The sequence below is a fragment of the Microbispora sp. KK1-11 genome, assembly GCF_006874435.1.
In the GTDB taxonomy this organism is placed as follows: domain Bacteria; phylum Actinomycetota; class Actinomycetes; order Streptosporangiales; family Streptosporangiaceae; genus Microbispora; species Microbispora catharanthi.
The window spans coordinates 137514-154756 of record NZ_VIRJ01000014.1 but is presented as its reverse complement, the minus strand read 5'-3'; the positions used below and the strand labels follow the sequence as shown (position 1 = coordinate 154756).

The following is a 17243-nucleotide window of genomic DNA, read 5'->3' as shown; positions in this document are numbered from 1 at the left end:
TGACGAGCTTAGAACAGAGATCTCAACGCGGGCTCGCGTGGATTCAGCGCCGCGGGGTGAGCTCCGGCGCGAGTTCCTCGGCGGGACGGTAGCCGAGGCGGCCGCGGGTCGCGATGAGCACCAGGACCGCCGCCGTGGTGGCCGCGAGCAGGGTGACATGGCTCGCGTGCTCCGGGGTGTCGATCGACGGGAACATGTCCGAGTAGACGATCGACATGAAGTTGTTGACGCTGACGTGCAGCAGCATGACCAGCGGCAGGCTCTGCCCGGTGCGGTTGAACACCCAGGTGACGACCACGCTGAAGATCGAGGCGAAGGCGATGAACTCGCCGACCCTCATCCAGGTGACGTCCGGCCAGCCGCCCCACTGGCTCAGGAACAGCGGCAGGTGCCAGACGCCCCACAGCGGGCCGAGGATGACGGTGGCGCCGAGCGGGCCGAACTTCCGCTGCATGCGGGGCAGGGCGAAGTCGCGCCAGCCGGGCTCTTCGGCGAGACCGGTGGTGACCATCTGGAGCAGCAGGCCGGGCACGTAGGCGACCAGCGCGGCGACGGGCGGCATGTGGATGTCCTCGCCGGAGAGCGCGAGACCGGTGACGACGATGGTGGCGGGGACGCCGAGGGCGGTCACGAGGTACCAGGCCCAGCCGACCCGCCACTTGGTCATCCGCTGGACCCACCGGCGGACGCCTTCCTTGCCGTCCGCGATCCTGGTCACGATGTACGCGGCGAAGATGGGGCCGAGGTAGGCGCCGGGGAGAACGCCGGAGAACTGGGTCGTACCGAGCAACGAGGGGAAGTCGAAGTCCCAGACCCCCAGGCCGTTGTCCGACAGGACGTAGGGCAACCAGGCCGCCCAGCTCATGAGGTTGGCCAGGACGAAGAAACTGATCAGCGGGCGGCGGCGGATGAGGCCCCGGATCCCGGTCTCGCTCGTGCGGTGCCCGGCCTCCGGCCGGCTGTCGACTGCCATTTCACTCTCTCCTGTTGGAGCGCTCGACTGACAGTGATCAGCACACCAGCCGCGGGCCCTCCCGGTCGCTCCCGCGTGCTGCCCAATGGAGGTACAGCCAGGGGTACCAAGGAGAGAACGGCCAGGTCGGAGCGTCGGCCAGGAGACGGTGAGAGGACTGCGGAGCAGGCCGGAGGCGGACCGCCGAGGACCACGACGGGTCCTCGGCGGTCATCCGCCCAGATGGGCACGGGTCAGATGAGCACGTGCGGCTCGGGGTTGCCGGCGAAGCAGAACTGGGCGTTGCGGGTCAGCTTGAAGTCCGCCGCCTGCCAGGTGTGGGCGGTGGCGTCCGAGCCGCGCATGTAGATGAAGTTGTACCGGTCGGCCGAGTAGATCCGGACGCCCTCCTCCTTGCAGCGCCGCACGAGACGGGTGTCCTCGCCCGCGTTGACCGCCTCGAACGGGAACGCCCGCAGCAGGTCGGTCTTGGCCAGGATCGTCGCCCCCTGGATGAGGTGGGCGTAGCGGTGCTCCAGCCCGGGCAGGCGGAAGATCGTGACGTTCTGGTCGGGGAAGTACGTGTAGTGGGCGCCCTTGCCGACCATCTCGGCGTCGGCGTAGTCGAAGGCGCGGACCAGGTCCGACAGGTAGTGCTCGCCGTAGATGTTGTCGTCGTCCATCTTGGAGATCAGCTCGCCCTCGGCGTGGGCGATGCCGTGGTTGAGCACCTCGCCGAGCGTCCAGGACGGGTCGGCGGTCAGCACCTTCACCGCCGGGATGCCCGCCGCGAGGGCCTTGTCGCGCACGACCGCCGGGTCCTCCGACAGGCCGTGCATGACCAGCACGAGCTCCAGGTTGCGGTGCCGCTGCCGCGCCACCTGGCTGATCGCGTGTTCGAGCTGGCCGGCCCGGTTGGTCGGCAGCACCACGGAGATCGACCGCGAGCGCGGGACGACCGGCAGGCCGAGGTCGGTGAGGATCTGGTCGACCCGGTGGGAGAACAGGTGCTTGTCGAACACCTCGCGCATCGCCAGGTGGCCCTGGCGCGCCCGCAGCTCCGGGCTGTTGATCAGGTAGATCGCCCGGTTGTACGCCTCCTCCTGCGAGTGCGCGACCGGGATGAGCGGGCCGAACGTCTCCTCGATGGCCCGCGACCAGCCCGACAGCACGGTCGTCGAGCAGGCCGACAGCTCGAAGACCCGGCGCGCGCACATGGTCGGCGAGTCGATCACCGAGTTCACGTTCAGGAAGACCTTGTACATCTTGTACGCGGCCAGCATCTGCTCGTACGGCAGCTCGCCGACGATGTGGGGGCGGTACTCCTCCGGCCAGGCGTACTTGTCGGCCACCGAGGCGTTCCTGGCGTAGATGTGCAGGCCGAGCGGGCGTACGGGCGCGAGGATCGTCTCCATCTGCTCGCGCCGCTCGGGGTGCTTGTCGCGGAAGTACATCCCCGCGAAGACCACGTCGTACGGCCGGCCCTGCTTGGTCTGGATCGGGTTGTGGATCCGGGGCTGGGCGGCGAACTGCAGCACGCCGACACGGTCATGACCTAGCATCTCGCGATATTTCGGGATCATGTCGCCGTCGCACGTGTACACGTAGTCGAACAGCTTGGCCGTGTCGATGAAGAAGTCGAAGTTGGGCGGGTCCTCCTTGTTCCAGAAGACCGTGGGGATGCCCTCCTCGCGGCACCAGGCGATCAGGTCGCGCAGCTCCTGCTTCGGCGCGTTGGTCCCGGTCATCTGGTAGCGCCAGCGGCCCTGGTTGCCGTGCCAGGCCGACTCGCAGAACAGCATCTCGGGGCGCTTTTCCGCGAAGACCTCGCGCCAGTCCTGCAGCCCGAACTCGATCTGGTCCCACTCGTATTGGAACGCCATGCGGGAGAAGTCGTCGAGGATCACCGCGACCCGCAGGTCCGGCCGTACGACCGGGCCGTCCGGCCACTTGAGGCCCGGGATCTTGACCTCGGGACCCCGTGCCTCGGCGGCGGCGGCGACCTCGATGGCGGAGGGCGGCGCCTTCGGTGCCTTCCTGCCGTCCTTCATCGCCTTGCTGAGGTCGCGGGGCAGCCGGACGATCTTCTTGGGCTTCGCCGCGTTCGTCAGCACCTGCGCGACCCGGTAGGGCTTCTGGGTCTGGGTGGCCTGGAGTCGCCAGAGGGCGTAGTCGGCACGGGCCTCCTGGTAGGCGAGCCGGTTCTCCAGGTCGCGGATCCGCTGCTCGTACTGCTCGACGTGCTTGCGCTCCTCGGGCAGCCAGTTCACCGGCCCCAGCCGCTGGAAGCGGGGCCCGTCAGGAGTCTCTTCGGTCTCAGCCATACCTCTCCCCTTTACGGAAGGGTCATCGTACGGGGGTCAACGCGGCCTTCATGCCTGTACAGGGAGATTCAGCCGACCCTGCCTCGTGCGGCGGGGGAGAGGCTGTCGCCGCGGAGCCAGGCGTCGATGACACGGGCGATCCGAGGCCCGGCCGCGCCGTCCCACAGCGGCGGCAGCTCGCCGCTCGGTGTGGCCGCGCCGTCGGCGAGCGCCTTGGACGCCTCGGCGGGAAGCGAGGCGGGGGTGACGAGCCGGTTGGTGCCGTGGGTCACGGTGATCGGCCGCTCGGTGTTGGGCCGGACGGTCAGGCAGGGGACGCCCAGCATGGTCGTCTCCTCCTGGACTCCGCCGGAGTCGGTCACCACCAGGGCGGCGCCGCGCACCAGGGACAGGAAGTCCACATAACCGAGCGGGTCCACGATCTTCAGATGCGGCCGGTCCACGAGACCGGCGTCCGCCAGCCGCTGCCGGCCGCGGGGGTGCAGGGGGACGACGACCGGCACCTGCTCGGCCACTCCGAGCACGGCGTCGACCAGTTCGCGGGCCGCCTCCGGGTCGTCCACGTTCGCCGGGCGGTGCAGCGTGGCCACCGCGTACCTGCCGTCGATGCCCAGGCGTTCCTGGACCGGCGCCGGGTCGAGCTTCGGCAGCGCGGCGAACAGGCTGTCGATCATCGGGTTGCCGACGAGGTGCACCTTCGCCGGGTCAACGCCCTCGTTGGCCAGGTGCGACAGCGCCTCAGGCGAGGTGGCGAACAGCAGGTCCGACAGCGCGTCGGTGACGACCCGGTTGACCTCCTCGGGCATCTCCCGGTCGAAGGAGCGCAGGCCCGCCTCGACGTGCGCGGTCGGCACGTGCAGCTTGGCGCAGACGAGGATCGCCGCGAGCGTCGAGTTCACGTCGCCGTACACCACCACGAGCGCAGGGCGGTGTTCGAGCACGACGTCCTCCAGCCCCGTGAGCAGGGCGGCCGTCTGCCGGGCGTGGGTCCCGCTGCCGACGCCGAGGTTCGCGATCGGCTCGGGCAGCCCGAGATCGGCGAAGAACACGTCCGACATCAGCGCGTCGTAGTGCTGGCCGGTGTGGACGATGCCCTGCCGGATCCCGAGCTCGGCCAGCCCCCCGACGACCGGAGCCGCCTTGACGAAGTTGGGCCGGGCGCCCAGTACGTGCAGGACGAGGGGGTTGTCTCTCATCTACCTCGCCTTTCGTATTTCCTCCAGCCTGGGACAAACGTTGCCTATGGTACGGTCGCGCCGTGGAAACCGAGGCCAACAAGCCCCTGAAGGCCGTGTCCGCCGCGTCCGCGAAGGCCGGCCTCGGCGGCTTCCTCCGGGGGTTCGCGAGGAACCCGGTCCTCGTCTCCCGGATCTTCGTGAGCAAGGTCAAGTCCGACCCCATGCGGGTCGCCCAGGCCGCCGCCGACGCCATGCCCGCCGGGGTGCGCCCGGTCGTCGGCCGGGTCGCCTGGCCCGCGGCCCGGTTCGTCAAGGTCAGGACTCGCAAGATCCTGCAGCGCGCGGCCAAGGGCCCGCTGCGGGACGCCAAGGCCAACTTCGACGCCGGCCGGATGTCCGACGCGGTCAGGGTGCTCCAGCCGCATGCCCGATGGCCGTTCGTCCGCCGGAGGATGGCCTACTACGAGGGCGAGAAGGCCGCGCTCGGACCGAACCCGATCCCGCCCAAGCCGAAGATCATCATGGGTGAGCGGGTGCCCGGCCGGGTGCTGCACATGGTCACCAACGCCCTGCCGTACACGCAGGCGGGTTACACCGTGCGCACCCACCGCATCGTCACCGCCCAGAAGGCGGCCGGGCTCGACCCCCACGTGGTGACGAGCTGGGGCTGGCCCATGCTTCAGGGGCACACCGACGCCGAGCCGTACGAGGAGATCGACGGCATCCCCTATTACCGGCTGCTGCCGAAGGACGAGGTGCCGTTCGAGAGCCAGGGGCGGATGATCCGCGGCGCCGCGGACGTCTCCGAGCTGGTCAGGACCCTCCGCCCGCAGGTCCTGCACGCGGCGACCGACCACCGCAACGGCTCGGTCGCGCTCGCCGTGCGCGAGCGGACGAACACCCCCTTCGTGTACGAGGTGCGCGGCTTCCTGGAGGAGACCTGGGTCTCCCGCGACCCCGCGAGGGTCGGCAGCGAGCGGCACACACTGCAGCGTGAGCGCGAGGCGCAGATCATGCGCGAGGCCGACGCGGTCGTGACGCTCGCCGAGACGATGGCCGCCGAGATCGTCGAGCGCGGCGTGCCCAGGGAGCGCATCTTCCTCGCGCCCAACGCCGTGGACGACTCCCTGCTGACGGCCGACTACGACGGCGAGGCGTTCCGCGACCGGTTCGGGATCGGCCGGGACGAGATCGTCGTGGGCTCGGTGTCGAGCATCGTCGCCTACGAGGGCTTCGCCACGCTGCTGAGCGCCGCCGCGCTGCTGCGCGACGCCGGAACGCCGGTGAAGGTCCTGCTGGTCGGAGACGGGGCCGAGCGGCCCGCGCTGCTCGAACAGGTCGAACGGCTCGGCCTGAAGGAGGCGATCCTGCCCGGCCGGGTGGGCCCGGACGAGGCGTTGCAGGCGCAGGCCGCCATCGACATCTTCGTCTGCCCGCGTGAGGACCTGCGCGTCTGCCGTCTGGTCACCCCGCTGAAGCCGGTCGAGGCGATGGCGCTCGGCAAGCCGGTCGTGCTGAGCGACCTGCCCGCCCTCGCGGAACTCGTCGGCGGCGAGGGCGCCGGTCTGCTGGTGCCGCCCGGCGATCCGGCCGCGCTGGCCAAGGCGCTCGCCGCGCTGCGCGAGGATCCGGAGCGCCGCCGGGTGATGGGCGAGGCGGGTAAGGCCGAGGTCGCCGCCCACCGGACCTGGAGCAGCCTGGCCCGCACGTACCAAGGGATCTACCAGTCCTTGACCGAAAGCCGATAAACAGCAGAAAGTCGGATGTGTTGCATCAGGCATGCTTGGTTCCGAGTTGAGATAACCTTTGCCACCATGAAGTGTTGTTTCCGCCCCCAGGTTCCCCCCAAGGCCTCGTCGTGACAGCCTTCGATCTCACGATCATCGGGCTGGGATACGTGGGCATGCCGCTGGCCAAGGAGGCCACGGCGGCGGGCCTGCGAGTGGCCGGTCTGGACGTCGACCCCCGCAAGGTCGAGGCCCTGAACGCCGGCCGCTCCTACATCGACGACCTGACCGACGCCGACCTCGACGCGATGCTCACCGGCGGCTTCACGGCCACGCTGGACGCGTCCGTGCTGTCGCGGTCGCGCACGATCGTCATCTGCGTTCCGACGCCGCTGGACGAGGACCACCGTCCGGACCTGTCCGCCGTCGAGGGCGCCACCCGCACCGTCGCAGAGCACCTCCAGGCGGGCACGCTCGTCGTGCTGGAGTCCACCACGTGGCCCGGCACCACGGACGAGCTGGCGCGGCCGATCCTGGAGCAGTCCGGTCTGGTGGCCGGCAAGGACTTCCACCTGGCGTTCTCGCCGGAGCGGATCGACCCGGGCAACCCCAAGTTCGGCCTGCGCAACACCCCCAAGGTCGTCGGCGGCTTCACCCCCGCCTGCAAGGAGCGGGCCGCCGCCTTCTACGCGCAGTTCGTCGAGCGGGTCGTGCCGGTCAGCGGCACCCGCGAGGCGGAGATGGCCAAGCTGCTGGAGAACACCTACCGGCACGTCAACATCGCCCTCGTCAACGAGATGGCGATCTTCTGCGACGAGCTCGGCGTGAACCTGTGGGAGGCCATCGAGGCGGCCTCCACCAAGCCCTTCGGCTTCCAGAAGTTCCTGCCGGGCCCCGGCGTCGGCGGGCACTGCATCCCCGTCGACCCGTCGTACCTGTCCTACACGGTGCGCAAGCTCGGCTATCCCTTCCGGTTCGTGGAACTGGCCCAGGAGATCAACGAGCGGATGCCGTCGTACGTGGTGGCGCGCGTGCAGCGGCTGCTCAACCGGGCCCGCAAGCCCGTGAACGGCTCGCGCGTGCTGCTCCTCGGCGTGACGTACAAGCCGGACATCGCCGACGAGCGGGAGACACCGGCCATCCCCGTGGCCGAGGCGCTCCTGGAACTGGGCGCCGATCTGTCCTTCTGCGACCCGTACGTGAAGGAGTGGGCGGTCGAGGGCAGGCAGATCCCCCGCGAGGAGGACCTGGCCGAGGCCGTGGCCGCCGCCGACGTGGTGGTCCTGCTCCAGCAGCATTCGGCCTTCGACCTCGACGTCGTGGAGGAGCGCGCCCCTCTCGTCCTGGACACTCGCGGCGTGCTTGCCACGAGCGAACGCGTCGAGCGGTTGTAGGAAGGGTTTCGCGCGTGCACGTGCTCGTCATGACGGTGGTGCATCACCCCGAGGACGCCCGGATCCTGCACCGGCAGATTCGGGCGCTCGTCGACGCCGGTCATGAGGTCACGTACGCCGCGCCGTACACCGCGCGGGGAGTCGTGCCGCGTTCGTGGGTGACGGGTGTGGACCTCCCCAGGGCCGCCGAGCGGCGTCGCCTGGCGGCGGTGCGGGCGGCCCGCAAGCTCTTCAAGAGCATGCGCGGCAAGGTCGACCTGGCCCTCATCCACGACCCCGAGCTGCTGTTCGCGGTCGCGGGGGTGCGCCGTCGCCCGCCGGTCGTGTGGGACGTCCACGAGGACACCCCCGCGACGCTGTCGCTCAAGCCGTGGCTGCCGGCGTTCCTGCGCCCGCCCATGCGCTTCCTCGCCCGGCTCCTCGAAACCACCGCCGAGCGTCGGCTGCACCTGCTGCTGGCCGAGGCGGCGTACGCGGGCCGGTTCAAGCAGCAGCACCTCGTGGTGCCGAACGAGACGTGGGTGCCCGACCGGGTCAGCCCGCCCGGCGACGACCGCGTCGTCTACCTCGGCTGGCTGTCGGAGGCCCGGGGCGTCCAGGAGGCCGTCGAGGTGGCCCGCCTGCTCCAGCCGCACCGGGTGGCCGTGGAGCTCATCGGCTACGCCGACCCGCAGAGCCGTCCCCTGCTGAACGAGGCCGTCGCCGAGGGCGTGCTGGAGTGGCGCGACTTCATGCCGAACGACGAGGCGCTCAAGCGGCTCGACGGCGCGCTCGCCGGGCTCTCGCTGCTGCACGACGAGCCCAACTACCGCCACTCGATGCCCACGAAGATCGTGGAGTACATGGCGCACGGCATCCCGGTCATCACCACCCCCTCGCCGCGGGCCGTGGAGCTGGTGGAGCGCTACCAGTGCGGCCTGGTCGTCCCCTGGCAGAACCCCCAGGCGGTGGCGCGGGCGGTGCTCCAGCTCAGGGACAACCCCTTCGAGCGGATCGGCACCGGCGGGCGCGGCTACGCCGCCGCGCGGACGCACCACCACTGGCCCAACTCCGCACGCCGGTTCGTCACCCAGTTAGAGGCGTGGGCGGGCGTCAAGAGCTGACCACTGCTGAACGCGCGGTGAACACTGCCGCAGGTGGCTCGTGACGCCGGCCCGGCAGCGCGAACATCCGGGTAGTCTGGGCGCGGCAAGATCATTTGAACGACGGGCGGTAGTGTCCTGAAAATGCGCTGGCTCACTCTGATCCTGGGCGTGGCGATTCTCGCCGGCGTCGCATCAGTGGTGATCGTGTTTCGTGACGGGAGCACCGGCTCCGGCACCGCCAGCGCCGGGCAGACGGCCCCCTCGACCCCCGTGGTCGGGTCGCCGACGCACAGCGAGTTCACCGACCCCTGCGGGACGTTCGAGACCGCGGCGACCACGCCGTACGCCGTGAGCGGCTACTGGCTGATCCCGACCTCCGACCCCTGCACCTGGCGCCGCCAGCTGGAGGCCATCCACCGCCTCGGCGGGGACACGGTCGTGCGCCTCGGCTTCGGCCTGTCGCCGCGCGAGACCGACGACGAGGGCCAGGTCCTGGAGGCGTCGACTCCCGAGGGCAAGGACCCCAAGCCCGACGCCAGGTACGCCCGCTGCGTCGAGAACGGGCTGTCCTGCATGAAGGCCGCGGAGAAGGAGCTCCAGGCGGCCAACGCGGGCAACAGGATCACGGGGACGTACGTCTACCGCACCGACGAGCGGTTCGGCCCCGGCATCTTCCGCTGCCCGCAGATGGAGCACGAGGTCGTCGTGGGGGACGCCGTCTTCTTCCGGCTCCTCGCGCCCGAGGACGGCTCGGACGACCCCACGTGCGACTTCACCCGCGAGGGGCGCGGCTTCCACCTGATCCTCGTGTCGGCGGGCGCCAAGGACAGCCTCAGCGAACTGCTCGACCTCGGCGACCGGTTCGGCATCAAGGTCTTCCCCGCCCTGCCGCTCGCGCCGCGCGACCCCGAGGAGTCCACCCGGGCCGACCCCCGCCACATCGGCACGCTCACCACGCTGACCCGGCGGGTCCTGCAGGACTACGGCGACCGCTTCAAGGACCGCGAGTCGCTGGGCGGCGTCTACCAGCCGTTCGAGCTGCAGTTGCGCGACTGGCCCGACCCGAGCAAGGTCCAGACGCTCCAGGTGTACGCCGAGCAGCACCTGATCGTCGAACAGGTACTGCCGGACAAGCCGATCCTGGTGAGCCCGTACATCGACAGCCGCAGACGGGTGAAGTACACCTCCACGCCCGGCCAGGTGGCCGAGGGCTTCAAGGCCCTCGCACGGACCGGGGTGGAGATCATCGCGCCGCAGGACGGCCGGGGCACGGGCAAGGTCGGCCTGTTCTGGCCCAACTGGAAGAACAAGCCGGTGGACGACAGCCTCAAGCCGGTCGTCGGGGAGAGCACGTACGCCACGGCCTACTACGGCAGCACCCGCGACTACTACCGTGCGATGTCGCTGGCCCGTCAGGAGCTGGTCCAGGAGGGCGTCCAGGTAGAGCTGTGGGCCAACGTCGAGGCGTTCGAGCCGTCCACCTCGACGGAGACCTGCGGCCGTCAGGGCACTCGCGGACGCACCGACAAGCCCAGGCTGGACAGGCAGGTGACGCTCGCCGCGCCGTACGTGTCGAAGATCATCTCGTACATGTGGAGCGACTTCTTCACCTGCGGCTCGCCGTCGCTGTCGGAGGAGATCGCGGCGGACTGGGACCGTCCGATCCCGATCGAGGTGCAGCGGCGCGCGCGGCAGATCCAGGACGGCCTGGAGGTCCGCGGCTACCACCTCGGCTCGGCCAAGGTCACGCTGAGCTGGCCGGGCCTGGACACGCCGCGGGTCGTCGACTCGGCCACGGTGGGCTGGCACGACACCACGCCGATCCAGGGGCTGCCGGCGGGCACGGAGAAGATCTGGATCCCGGTGGACTGGGCCACGGTCCCCGACGACGTCTGGATAAAGGTGGAGGTCACCTCCGCCGACGGCAGGAAGTCCGCCGAGCCGGTCTACTACCACTACACCCGCTGACCGCCCCCTGATCGAGCCGGTCCGGCCCCATGTCGCGCCGGAGGCGCGCGGTGGGCCCGCGCTGGAGGCGCGCGGTGGGCCCGCGCTGGAGGCGCGCGATGAGCACGGCCAGGCAATGTGCGCGCAAGGAACGGACAATGCCGCGGCGGGGCGCCCGCATCGCCGGCCCCGCCCGCTGATCTCCTTTGCCTGCGCCGCCGCCGAAGGCGGAGCGACGGTTGACCCCGTCCACGCCGGCATCGAGATGCCCGCCGCACAGGGCATTCGACGATCGACAAGGAGACCGCCCATGAACCGACTCCGTCACCTGCCCGCCGGTCTCGCGGCGGGCGCGCTGGTGGCCGCGATGGCCCTGGCCGTCCCCGCGGCCACCGCCGCCCAGGCCGCGAGCGGGCGTGCGAACGTCGTCACCGCGCTCGACTACAACAGCACGGGCTGGACCTACCGCCAGGTGCCCGCCACGACCCAGGTGCCGGGCTTCGCCGAGCGGGGATTCGACGACAGCGCGTGGCCGAGGGGGCAGGCGGGCTTCGGCACCACCAACGGAACCTGCTCGTGGAACAACCAGGCCAACGTCAAGACCCCGTGGGCGGTCAACACCGACATCCTGGTGCGCCACTGGCTGCACCTGCCGCGGGACGCGCAGGCGGTGCGCATCCAGGGCACGGTGGACAACGACGCACAGGTCTACTTCAACGGTCACCTCCTGCAGAGCGTCAAGAGCGGCCGGTGCGCCGCCGGGGCGATCGACGTCGTGGTGCCCGCGACCTACCTCGACTGCTGCAACCTGCTCGCCGTACGCGGTCACGACTACGGCGCGGCGGCCTACCTGAACCTCCGGGTGACCTACGTCAAGCCCACGCAGGCGCTCTGACGTTCCCGTCGGTGCGTCGCCCGGCATCGGCCGCGCTGTGCAGATCGCGCCGTGCCGGGCGGCGTCCGGGGGCGCCTATCCCGGTTTCGGGGAAGTGGAGCGGTGGTGAAGCTCCCGCGAGGGGCCGGGCCGGCCGACTCCGGACGGCCCGAGCCGCGGCCCGCGTCCTGTAGCGTGCTGGACATGATCCCGCGTATCCCGGTCAGCGTGGATCTTGTCGTGCTCACCGTCAGATGCCAGCAGCTCAGCGCCCTCGTTTGGCGGCGCGACCGGCCGCCGTACGAGGGCAGGTGGGCGCTCTCCGGCGGCTTCATCAAGCTGGAGGAGGACCTTCCCGCCGCGGCGGCCCGCGTGCTCGCCGAACGGGCCGGTCTTCCCGGGGCACCGGTCCACCTGGAGCAACTCCAGACCTACGGCTATCCGGACCGCGATCCGCGCCAGCGGGTCGTCAGCGTGGCCTATCTGGGCCTCGCCCCGGACCTGCCCGCGTCCACCGAGGCCCACATGAGCTGGCAGCCGGTGGCCGAGCTGACGCAGATGGCCTTCGACCACCGCAGGATCATGCTCGACGGTGTGGAGCGGGCCAGGGGCAAGCTCGAGTACACCTCGCTCGGCGCCGCCTTCTGCCCGCCCGAGTTCACCGTTGCGGAGCTGCGCCGCGTCTACGAGATCGTCTGGGGACGCCCGCTCGACCCGCGTAACTTTCACAGGAAGGTCACCAAGACGGAGGGCTTCCTCGTGCCCACCGGGCACACCACGACCCGGGACGGCGGCCGTCCCGCCATGCTCTACCGCCGAGGCCCCGCCGTGCTGCTGCACCCGCCCATGCTGCGCACCTGACCGTCCGCGCCGCTGCGCCACCAGCGCTGGGTGAATATCCGACTCACAGGGATCTTTCAGGATATATTCCGGCCTATGCTGGCTGCGGCCCCCCGCATCACCGATGCGCCGGCCATTCCCCCGGGACCGTCCCGGCTGCGCGTGCTCGACCTCCTGCGGTTCTGCGCGGCCCTCGGCGTCGTCCTTTTCCATTTCGGCGAGACGCGCGCCTGGGGCACGCCCAACGCCTTCCCCGGGCTGAGCATGGCGACCATGTTCGGCGTGTACGGCGTGCGCCTGTTCTTCCTGATCAGCGGATTCGTGATCCTGATGAGCGCCTGGGGCCGCACGCCGGGCCACTTCGCGGCGTCGCGGATCGCCCGGCTGTTCCCGGCGTACTGGGCGAGCGTGCTCGTCCTGGGCGGCCTGGCCGTCGGCGGCCTGATCACCGACCACCGGCCGAGCCTCACCGAGCTGCTGGCCAACATGACGATGCTCCAGCACGGCTTCGCCGTACGCGACCTGGAGATCGTCTACTGGACGCTGTGGCAGGAGTTGGTCTTCTACGCCCTCGTCGCCTGCCTCGCGGCCGTGGGGATCACCTACCGCCGGTGCCTGGCGTTCATGGGGGCGTGGGTGCTGCTGCTGGCGATCGCCGACCGGGTGAACGCCGACCTGCTGCAGGCGGTGCTCGTCCCGTTCAGCGCGCCGTACTTCATCGCGGGGATGGCCCTGTTTCTCGTCCACCGTTTCGGGGGGTCGCTGTTCCCCTGGCTGTTCGTGGGCGTGGGCTGGACTCTCGCGCTCTACTCGGCGCTGAACGAGGGACCACCGGCGGTCCGGAGATACGGGCAGGCGCTGGGCTCGGCGCTCGTGGTGGGCGTGATCTCGCTGATCTTCCTGGTGATGATCCTCGTGGCGGTCGGCGCGTTCGACCGGATCGACTGGCGGTGGCTCACCTTCCTCGGCGCGCTGACCTATCCGCTCTACCTCTTCCACCACCACGTCGGGTTCCTGCTGATCCAGTGGCTCCACCCGGCGCTGGGCAACCGCCTCACGCTCCCGCTGGCCGTGGCCGCCGCGCTCGTGGTCGCGTACGGCGTGCACCGGCTGGTCGAGCGGCCTCTGCAGCCCCGGATGCGCGCGGCCCTGGACCGCTCGCTCACGGCCGACGCCGGTCGCGTCCCCCTGACGGAGGCGGCGGTCGCCTCTCCCGTGTCCCCGGTGTCGCCGCCGGTGTCTGCAGCGTCTCCGCCGGTGTCACTGCCGCCGGGGGCGCCGGCTCCGTACGCGGAGACGACGCCCGGGGCCGGTTACTTGCCGCGGGGCGGGTAGACCTCGCCGGGGCGCAGCTTGCGGCCCTGCAGCAGGGTCGTCAGCGTGACGAACTTGTAGTGCTGCTTCTCCAGCGCGGTGAGCACGCCGGGCATGGCCTTGACCGTCTCGGGGACGATGTCGTGCAGCAGGATCACGCCGTTGCGCTTGGCGAGCTTCAGCGTGCGCTGGGCGATCACCTTGGTGTCGCGAGCCTGCCAGTCGAGCGTGGACCCCGTCCACAGGATCTGCGGCAGCCCGAGATCGGCCATGAGACTCGCGATCCTGGAGTTGGTCGCGCCGTTCGGCGGGCGCATGTACTCCGGCATCTTGCCGATCGTCTGATTGATGATGTCCGAGGTGCTCGAGACCTCCTCGAACACCTCACCGTCGGACAGCTTGGTGAGCGAGGGGTGGGTCCAGGTGTGGTTGCCGATGTCGTGCCCCTCCTCGTAGATCCGCCGGGTGAGCTCGGGACGGTGGGCCACCTTCCTGCCGAGCAGGAAGAAGGTGGCCTTCGCCTTGTGCTTCTTCAGCGTGTCGAGCAGCGCAGGGGTGTAGGGCCACGGGCCGTCGTCGAAGGTGAGGGCGATGCACTTGTACCGGGCGCAGTAGGGCGCGTCCTTCTTCTTCACCTCGGGCTTCTTCACCTCGGCAGGGGCCGCGGCCTTCGCGGTCACGGCCGTCGCCTCGGCGGTCGCGGCGGTCGCGGGGCCGGCCGCGGTGGGGACGACGCACACTCCGGCTGCCGCACAGGCGCCGGCCATCACGATTCTCGCTTTCCGCCACATGTCGCTGGATCTTAGTGCTTGTCTCCGAACCCGGAATTCCGGACGGTTGCCGCGAAGTGGATCGGGCTCTACGAAGGTGAAGAACGACCCGAACCGCCCGCACATCGGGACTGAGCCGCTCATCAGAGCGGCGGAACGGCGTCCCTGGCCCGCTGGAGGGCGAGTTCGGGCCACCACGCGCCTCCGTAGGGCGGGACGACGCCGTACACCGGGTCGGTGGAGCCGCCCTCGCCGCGGTCGCACTGGTCGTCGGACATGCCGGCCGGCCGCACCCACAGGTACGCGTCCACGAGTGCGCTGCCGGTGCGGGTGGTCGGCCGTACACCGGCGCCGCGTCCCGGCGGATTGCACCAGTCCTGGGGGTCCTTGTACCTGCCCTCCGGCGGGGTCCACTCGCCCTTGCCGTTCCTGCTCGTGTCGACCACGAAGTGGGGGAGCCCGGCCGTCCCCGCGTCCGTGCCGGCGTCGGCGCAGGCACGGACGCGGTCCGACGACTTGGTCTTCACACAGGCGGCGAGGCGGGTGCCGTACGCGACGAGCCGGTCGGTCTTCTGGAATCCGGACACGTTGAGATAGAAGCCGTCCGCGCCGGTGATCCCGGCGTCGACCAGCCGAGTCGCGGCGACCTCGGGCGACGGCCAGCCGTCCAGGCTGCCGTCGAGGTAGACGGCGGTGTTCGGCAGCGCGCCGAGCCGCTTGGCCGCCGCGGCGAGCATGCGCAGCCTGGCACGCTGGTCGGCGGCGTCGCCCAGCGAGCAGTCCGGCGAGCCGGGCAACTCCGCGAGGCTGTTCGGCTCCAGCACGAAGACCGCCCTGCGGTCGCCGACCGCCGACGCGAGCGCGTCGATCCAGGCGAGGTAGTCGGCCGAGTCCGCCGCGCCGCCGTCCTCGTTGCACGCGCGCAGCGGGATGTGGTCGGTGACGAAGACCGCGACCGCGTCCTGCCGCGCCGCGGCCTCCAGCGTGGTGCTCGCCGCGCGGGCGGCCTCGACCGCGCTCGTCTGGCCGAGCCACACGGCCCTGGGCACCGCGGCCAGTTTCCGCATCAGCGCGGCGTCCCCGGCCCGCCCCGCCGCCTGCCAGACGTCCGCCTGGTGCGCCTCGTCGCCGGTCGGGCTCGCGTAGAGCCGTACGGCCTGCCCGCGCAGCGGGTTGCCGCCGGAGGCGCTCGCGGTGGTGCGCGCCGGCGGTTTCCGCGACGGCTCGGGGTCCCCGGACGACGCCGCCTGGACGGCGACGACCACGCCCGCCGTGACCACGATGGCGGTGGCGGCGGCGGCGATCCCCACACCCGCCCGGGAGCGGCGGCTCGCCCCGGCCGCCACGGCCGTGGGCGCTCCTTGCACGCTCGCGGGTGCGGGTGCGGGTGCGGGCTCGATGGGCTCGTGGCCGGTCAGCATCTCGACCAGCCGCTGCGCGGTGGGACGCCGGGCCGGGTCCTTCGCCAGCGCCAGGTCGACGATCGACCGCAGCCGGGGGTCGAGGCCCGAGATGTGCGGGGGCTCGTGCAGCACCCGATAGAGGATGCTCGGGATCGACCCGCCGCTGAACGGCGCCCGGCCCGAGGCGGTGTACGCCACCAGCGCGCCCCAGGCGAAGATGTCGGACGCGGGGGTCAGCCGGTCGCCCTTCGCCTGCTCGGGCGACATGAAGGACGGGGTTCCCGCGACGATGCCGCTGATGTCGGCGGTGGTGTCGGTGACCTGGGCGATGCCGAAATCGATGACCTTGGGACCGACCGGCGACAGCAGCACGTTCGACGGCTTGAGGTCGCGGTGGATCACTCCCGCGCTGTGGATCGCCTGCAGGGCCACGGCCACGTTGACCGCCACCGCCTCAAGGCTCGACCCCGACAGCGGCCCGCGCTCCCGCACGACCTCCTGCAGCGTGGGCCCCGGGACGTACTCGGTGGCGAGGTAGGCGACGTCGCCGTCCAGCCCCGCGCCGAGGACGGCGGCGGTGCAGAAGCGGGCGACCCGCTGCGCGGCGGCGACCTCGCGCTGGAACCTGCGCCGGAAGTCGGGGTCGGCCGCCCACTGCGGGTGGATCACCTTGACCGCCGCGTCGCGGCCATCGGCGTCCCGGCCGAGGTAGACCGTGCCCATGCCGCCCTGGCCGAGCCTGCCGAGGATGCGGAACGGCCCGATCCGCCGGGGATCGCCGTCCCGCGGTCCCTCGCCCGCCGCGCCGCTCGTCATGCTCTCCCCGCTCGCCGGTTACCGCGCGATCCTAACCACGCGATCCCCGGCCCACCAGCGAGGTACAGCGGGCGTCAAGGGCTTTGAAAGCGCCCCGGGACAAACTGCTCGCAACGACAGAGGAAAGGACCCCCGCCATGACCCTCACCCGCTCCCTGGCAGGCATCACGCTCGCGGCCGGCATCCTGGCCCTCGTCCCGCTCGCGACCGCGACGGCGGCCCAGGCCGCCGCCCCCAAGCCCTGGGGTCCCTACTACGCCGCCGGGTCGAAGGCCAAGGTGAGCGGCTCGCTGACCGCCGCGGCCAAGGACGACCCGAGCCGGCCCGCGCCGTACGTCAAGGTCGCCGGCAGCGTCACCAGCCTGACCCACAAGGCGTCCACCTGCGGCTGGGCCCTGTTCCGCGTCAGCTACTTCGACGCCGCCAACACGCCGCACCTGGCCTACCGCAACTACCGCACCTGCTCGTACGGCGCGAAGAAGACGTTCGCCTTCACGGTCAAGAACGTCGGCGAGGTCGAGCTCAAGACCTGCTCCGAGACCAAGGCCGCCAAGCCGTCCCTCAACTGCCAGTACGCCGGCACCTGGAAGACGCTCTACGCCTACTACAAGTAGGACCG

Annotated in this window: 13 protein-coding genes; 8 read left to right on the top strand and 5 right to left on the bottom strand. The window is 71.0% G+C overall.

What is annotated here, in order from left to right:
* Positions 1-43: 43 nt before the first annotated feature.
* The 3 genes from FLW16_RS21280 to wecB form a co-directional block, all read right to left on the bottom strand.
* Positions 44-973, bottom strand: coding sequence for a CPBP family intramembrane glutamic endopeptidase (locus tag FLW16_RS21280; RefSeq protein ID WP_142561847.1), 930 nt, complete (start codon positions 971-973; stop codon positions 44-46).
* Positions 974-1206: 233 nt separating this feature from the next.
* The gene (locus tag FLW16_RS21275; protein ID WP_142561846.1) at positions 1207-3276 is read right to left on the bottom strand and encodes a glycosyltransferase; all 2070 of its coding nucleotides are present in this window, start codon (positions 3274-3276) and stop codon (positions 1207-1209) included.
* Between the two features lie 68 nt (positions 3277-3344).
* The gene (gene wecB, locus FLW16_RS21270; RefSeq protein ID WP_142561845.1) at positions 3345-4472 is read right to left on the bottom strand and encodes a non-hydrolyzing UDP-N-acetylglucosamine 2-epimerase; all 1128 of its coding nucleotides are present in this window, start codon (positions 4470-4472) and stop codon (positions 3345-3347) included.
* Between the two features lie 62 nt (positions 4473-4534).
* On the opposite strand from wecB, the gene FLW16_RS21265 reads away from it, so the two are divergent.
* The 7 genes from FLW16_RS21265 to FLW16_RS21235 all read left to right on the top strand — a co-directional run bounded on the left by FLW16_RS21265 (position 4535) and on the right by FLW16_RS21235 (position 13656).
* Positions 4535-6202: a glycosyltransferase family 4 protein gene (locus FLW16_RS21265; RefSeq protein ID WP_142561844.1), complete on the top strand. Its 1668-nt coding sequence runs from the start codon at positions 4535-4537 to the stop codon at positions 6200-6202.
* Between the two features lie 110 nt (positions 6203-6312).
* Positions 6313-7575, top strand: coding sequence for a nucleotide sugar dehydrogenase (locus FLW16_RS21260; RefSeq protein WP_142561843.1), 1263 nt, complete (start codon positions 6313-6315; stop codon positions 7573-7575).
* Between the two features lie 14 nt (positions 7576-7589).
* Positions 7590-8678 (top strand): glycosyltransferase, encoded by a 1089-nt coding sequence (locus tag FLW16_RS21255; protein WP_185949533.1) that lies wholly within the window; start codon positions 7590-7592, stop codon positions 8676-8678.
* Positions 8679-8801: 123 nt separating this feature from the next.
* Positions 8802-10628, top strand: a complete 1827-nt coding sequence (locus tag FLW16_RS21250) for a DUF4434 domain-containing protein (protein ID WP_142561842.1) — start codon at positions 8802-8804, stop codon at positions 10626-10628.
* 289 nt (positions 10629-10917) lie between these two features.
* Entirely contained in the window at positions 10918-11502 is a 585-nt protein-coding gene (locus FLW16_RS21245; protein WP_142561841.1) for a hypothetical protein, read from the top strand.
* Positions 11503-11685: 183 nt separating this feature from the next.
* A complete protein-coding gene (locus FLW16_RS21240) occupies positions 11686-12342 on the top strand; it encodes an NrtR DNA-binding winged helix domain-containing protein (protein ID WP_142561840.1) in 657 nt (218 codons plus the stop codon).
* A gap of 75 nt (positions 12343-12417) precedes the next feature.
* Positions 12418-13656 carry an acyltransferase gene (locus FLW16_RS21235; RefSeq protein WP_142561839.1) on the top strand — a complete coding sequence of 413 codons (1239 nt, stop codon included), beginning with the start codon at positions 12418-12420 and terminating at the stop codon, positions 13654-13656.
* Here the strand turns inward: FLW16_RS21235 and FLW16_RS21230 are convergent.
* Together FLW16_RS21230 and FLW16_RS43855 are read right to left on the bottom strand one after the other, a co-directional pair.
* Positions 13635-14426 (bottom strand): polysaccharide deacetylase family protein, encoded by a 792-nt coding sequence (locus FLW16_RS21230; RefSeq protein ID WP_142561838.1) that lies wholly within the window; start codon positions 14424-14426, stop codon positions 13635-13637. The genes FLW16_RS21235 and FLW16_RS21230 overlap by 22 nt on opposite strands.
* 122 nt (positions 14427-14548) lie before the next feature.
* On the bottom strand, positions 14549-16624 hold the full coding sequence (locus FLW16_RS43855) for a glycoside hydrolase family 6 protein (RefSeq protein ID WP_185949532.1): 2076 nt from the start codon (positions 16622-16624) through the stop codon (positions 14549-14551).
* 137 nt (positions 16625-16761) lie between these two features.
* Between FLW16_RS43855 and FLW16_RS21220 the strand changes: the two genes are divergently transcribed.
* Positions 16762-17238 (top strand): hypothetical protein, encoded by a 477-nt coding sequence (locus tag FLW16_RS21220; RefSeq protein ID WP_142561837.1) that lies wholly within the window; start codon positions 16762-16764, stop codon positions 17236-17238.
* The last annotated feature ends 5 nt before the right edge of the window (positions 17239-17243 follow it).

What these genes read in the sequence shown, in the direction of transcription:
- FLW16_RS21235 (WP_142561839.1), top strand. Translation starts at nt 12,418, where the DNA reads ATGCTGGCTGCGGCCCCCCGCATCACCGATGCGCCGGCCATTCCCCCG.
- FLW16_RS21245 (WP_142561841.1), top strand. Translation starts at nt 10,918, where the DNA reads ATGAACCGACTCCGTCACCTGCCCGCCGGTCTCGCGGCGGGCGCGCTG.
- FLW16_RS43855 (WP_185949532.1), bottom strand. Translation starts at nt 16,624, where the DNA reads ATGACGAGCGGCGCGGCGGGCGAGGGACCGCGGGACGGCGATCCCCGG.
- FLW16_RS21240 (WP_142561840.1), top strand. Translation starts at nt 11,686, where the DNA reads ATGATCCCGCGTATCCCGGTCAGCGTGGATCTTGTCGTGCTCACCGTC.
- FLW16_RS21280 (WP_142561847.1), bottom strand. Translation starts at nt 973, where the DNA reads ATGGCAGTCGACAGCCGGCCGGAGGCCGGGCACCGCACGAGCGAGACC.
- FLW16_RS21250 (WP_142561842.1), top strand. Translation starts at nt 8,802, where the DNA reads ATGCGCTGGCTCACTCTGATCCTGGGCGTGGCGATTCTCGCCGGCGTC.
- FLW16_RS21230 (WP_142561838.1), bottom strand. Translation starts at nt 14,426, where the DNA reads ATGTGGCGGAAAGCGAGAATCGTGATGGCCGGCGCCTGTGCGGCAGCC.
- FLW16_RS21275 (WP_142561846.1), bottom strand. Translation starts at nt 3,276, where the DNA reads ATGGCTGAGACCGAAGAGACTCCTGACGGGCCCCGCTTCCAGCGGCTG.
- FLW16_RS21220 (WP_142561837.1), top strand. Translation starts at nt 16,762, where the DNA reads ATGACCCTCACCCGCTCCCTGGCAGGCATCACGCTCGCGGCCGGCATC.
- wecB (WP_142561845.1), bottom strand. Translation starts at nt 4,472, where the DNA reads ATGAGAGACAACCCCCTCGTCCTGCACGTACTGGGCGCCCGGCCCAAC.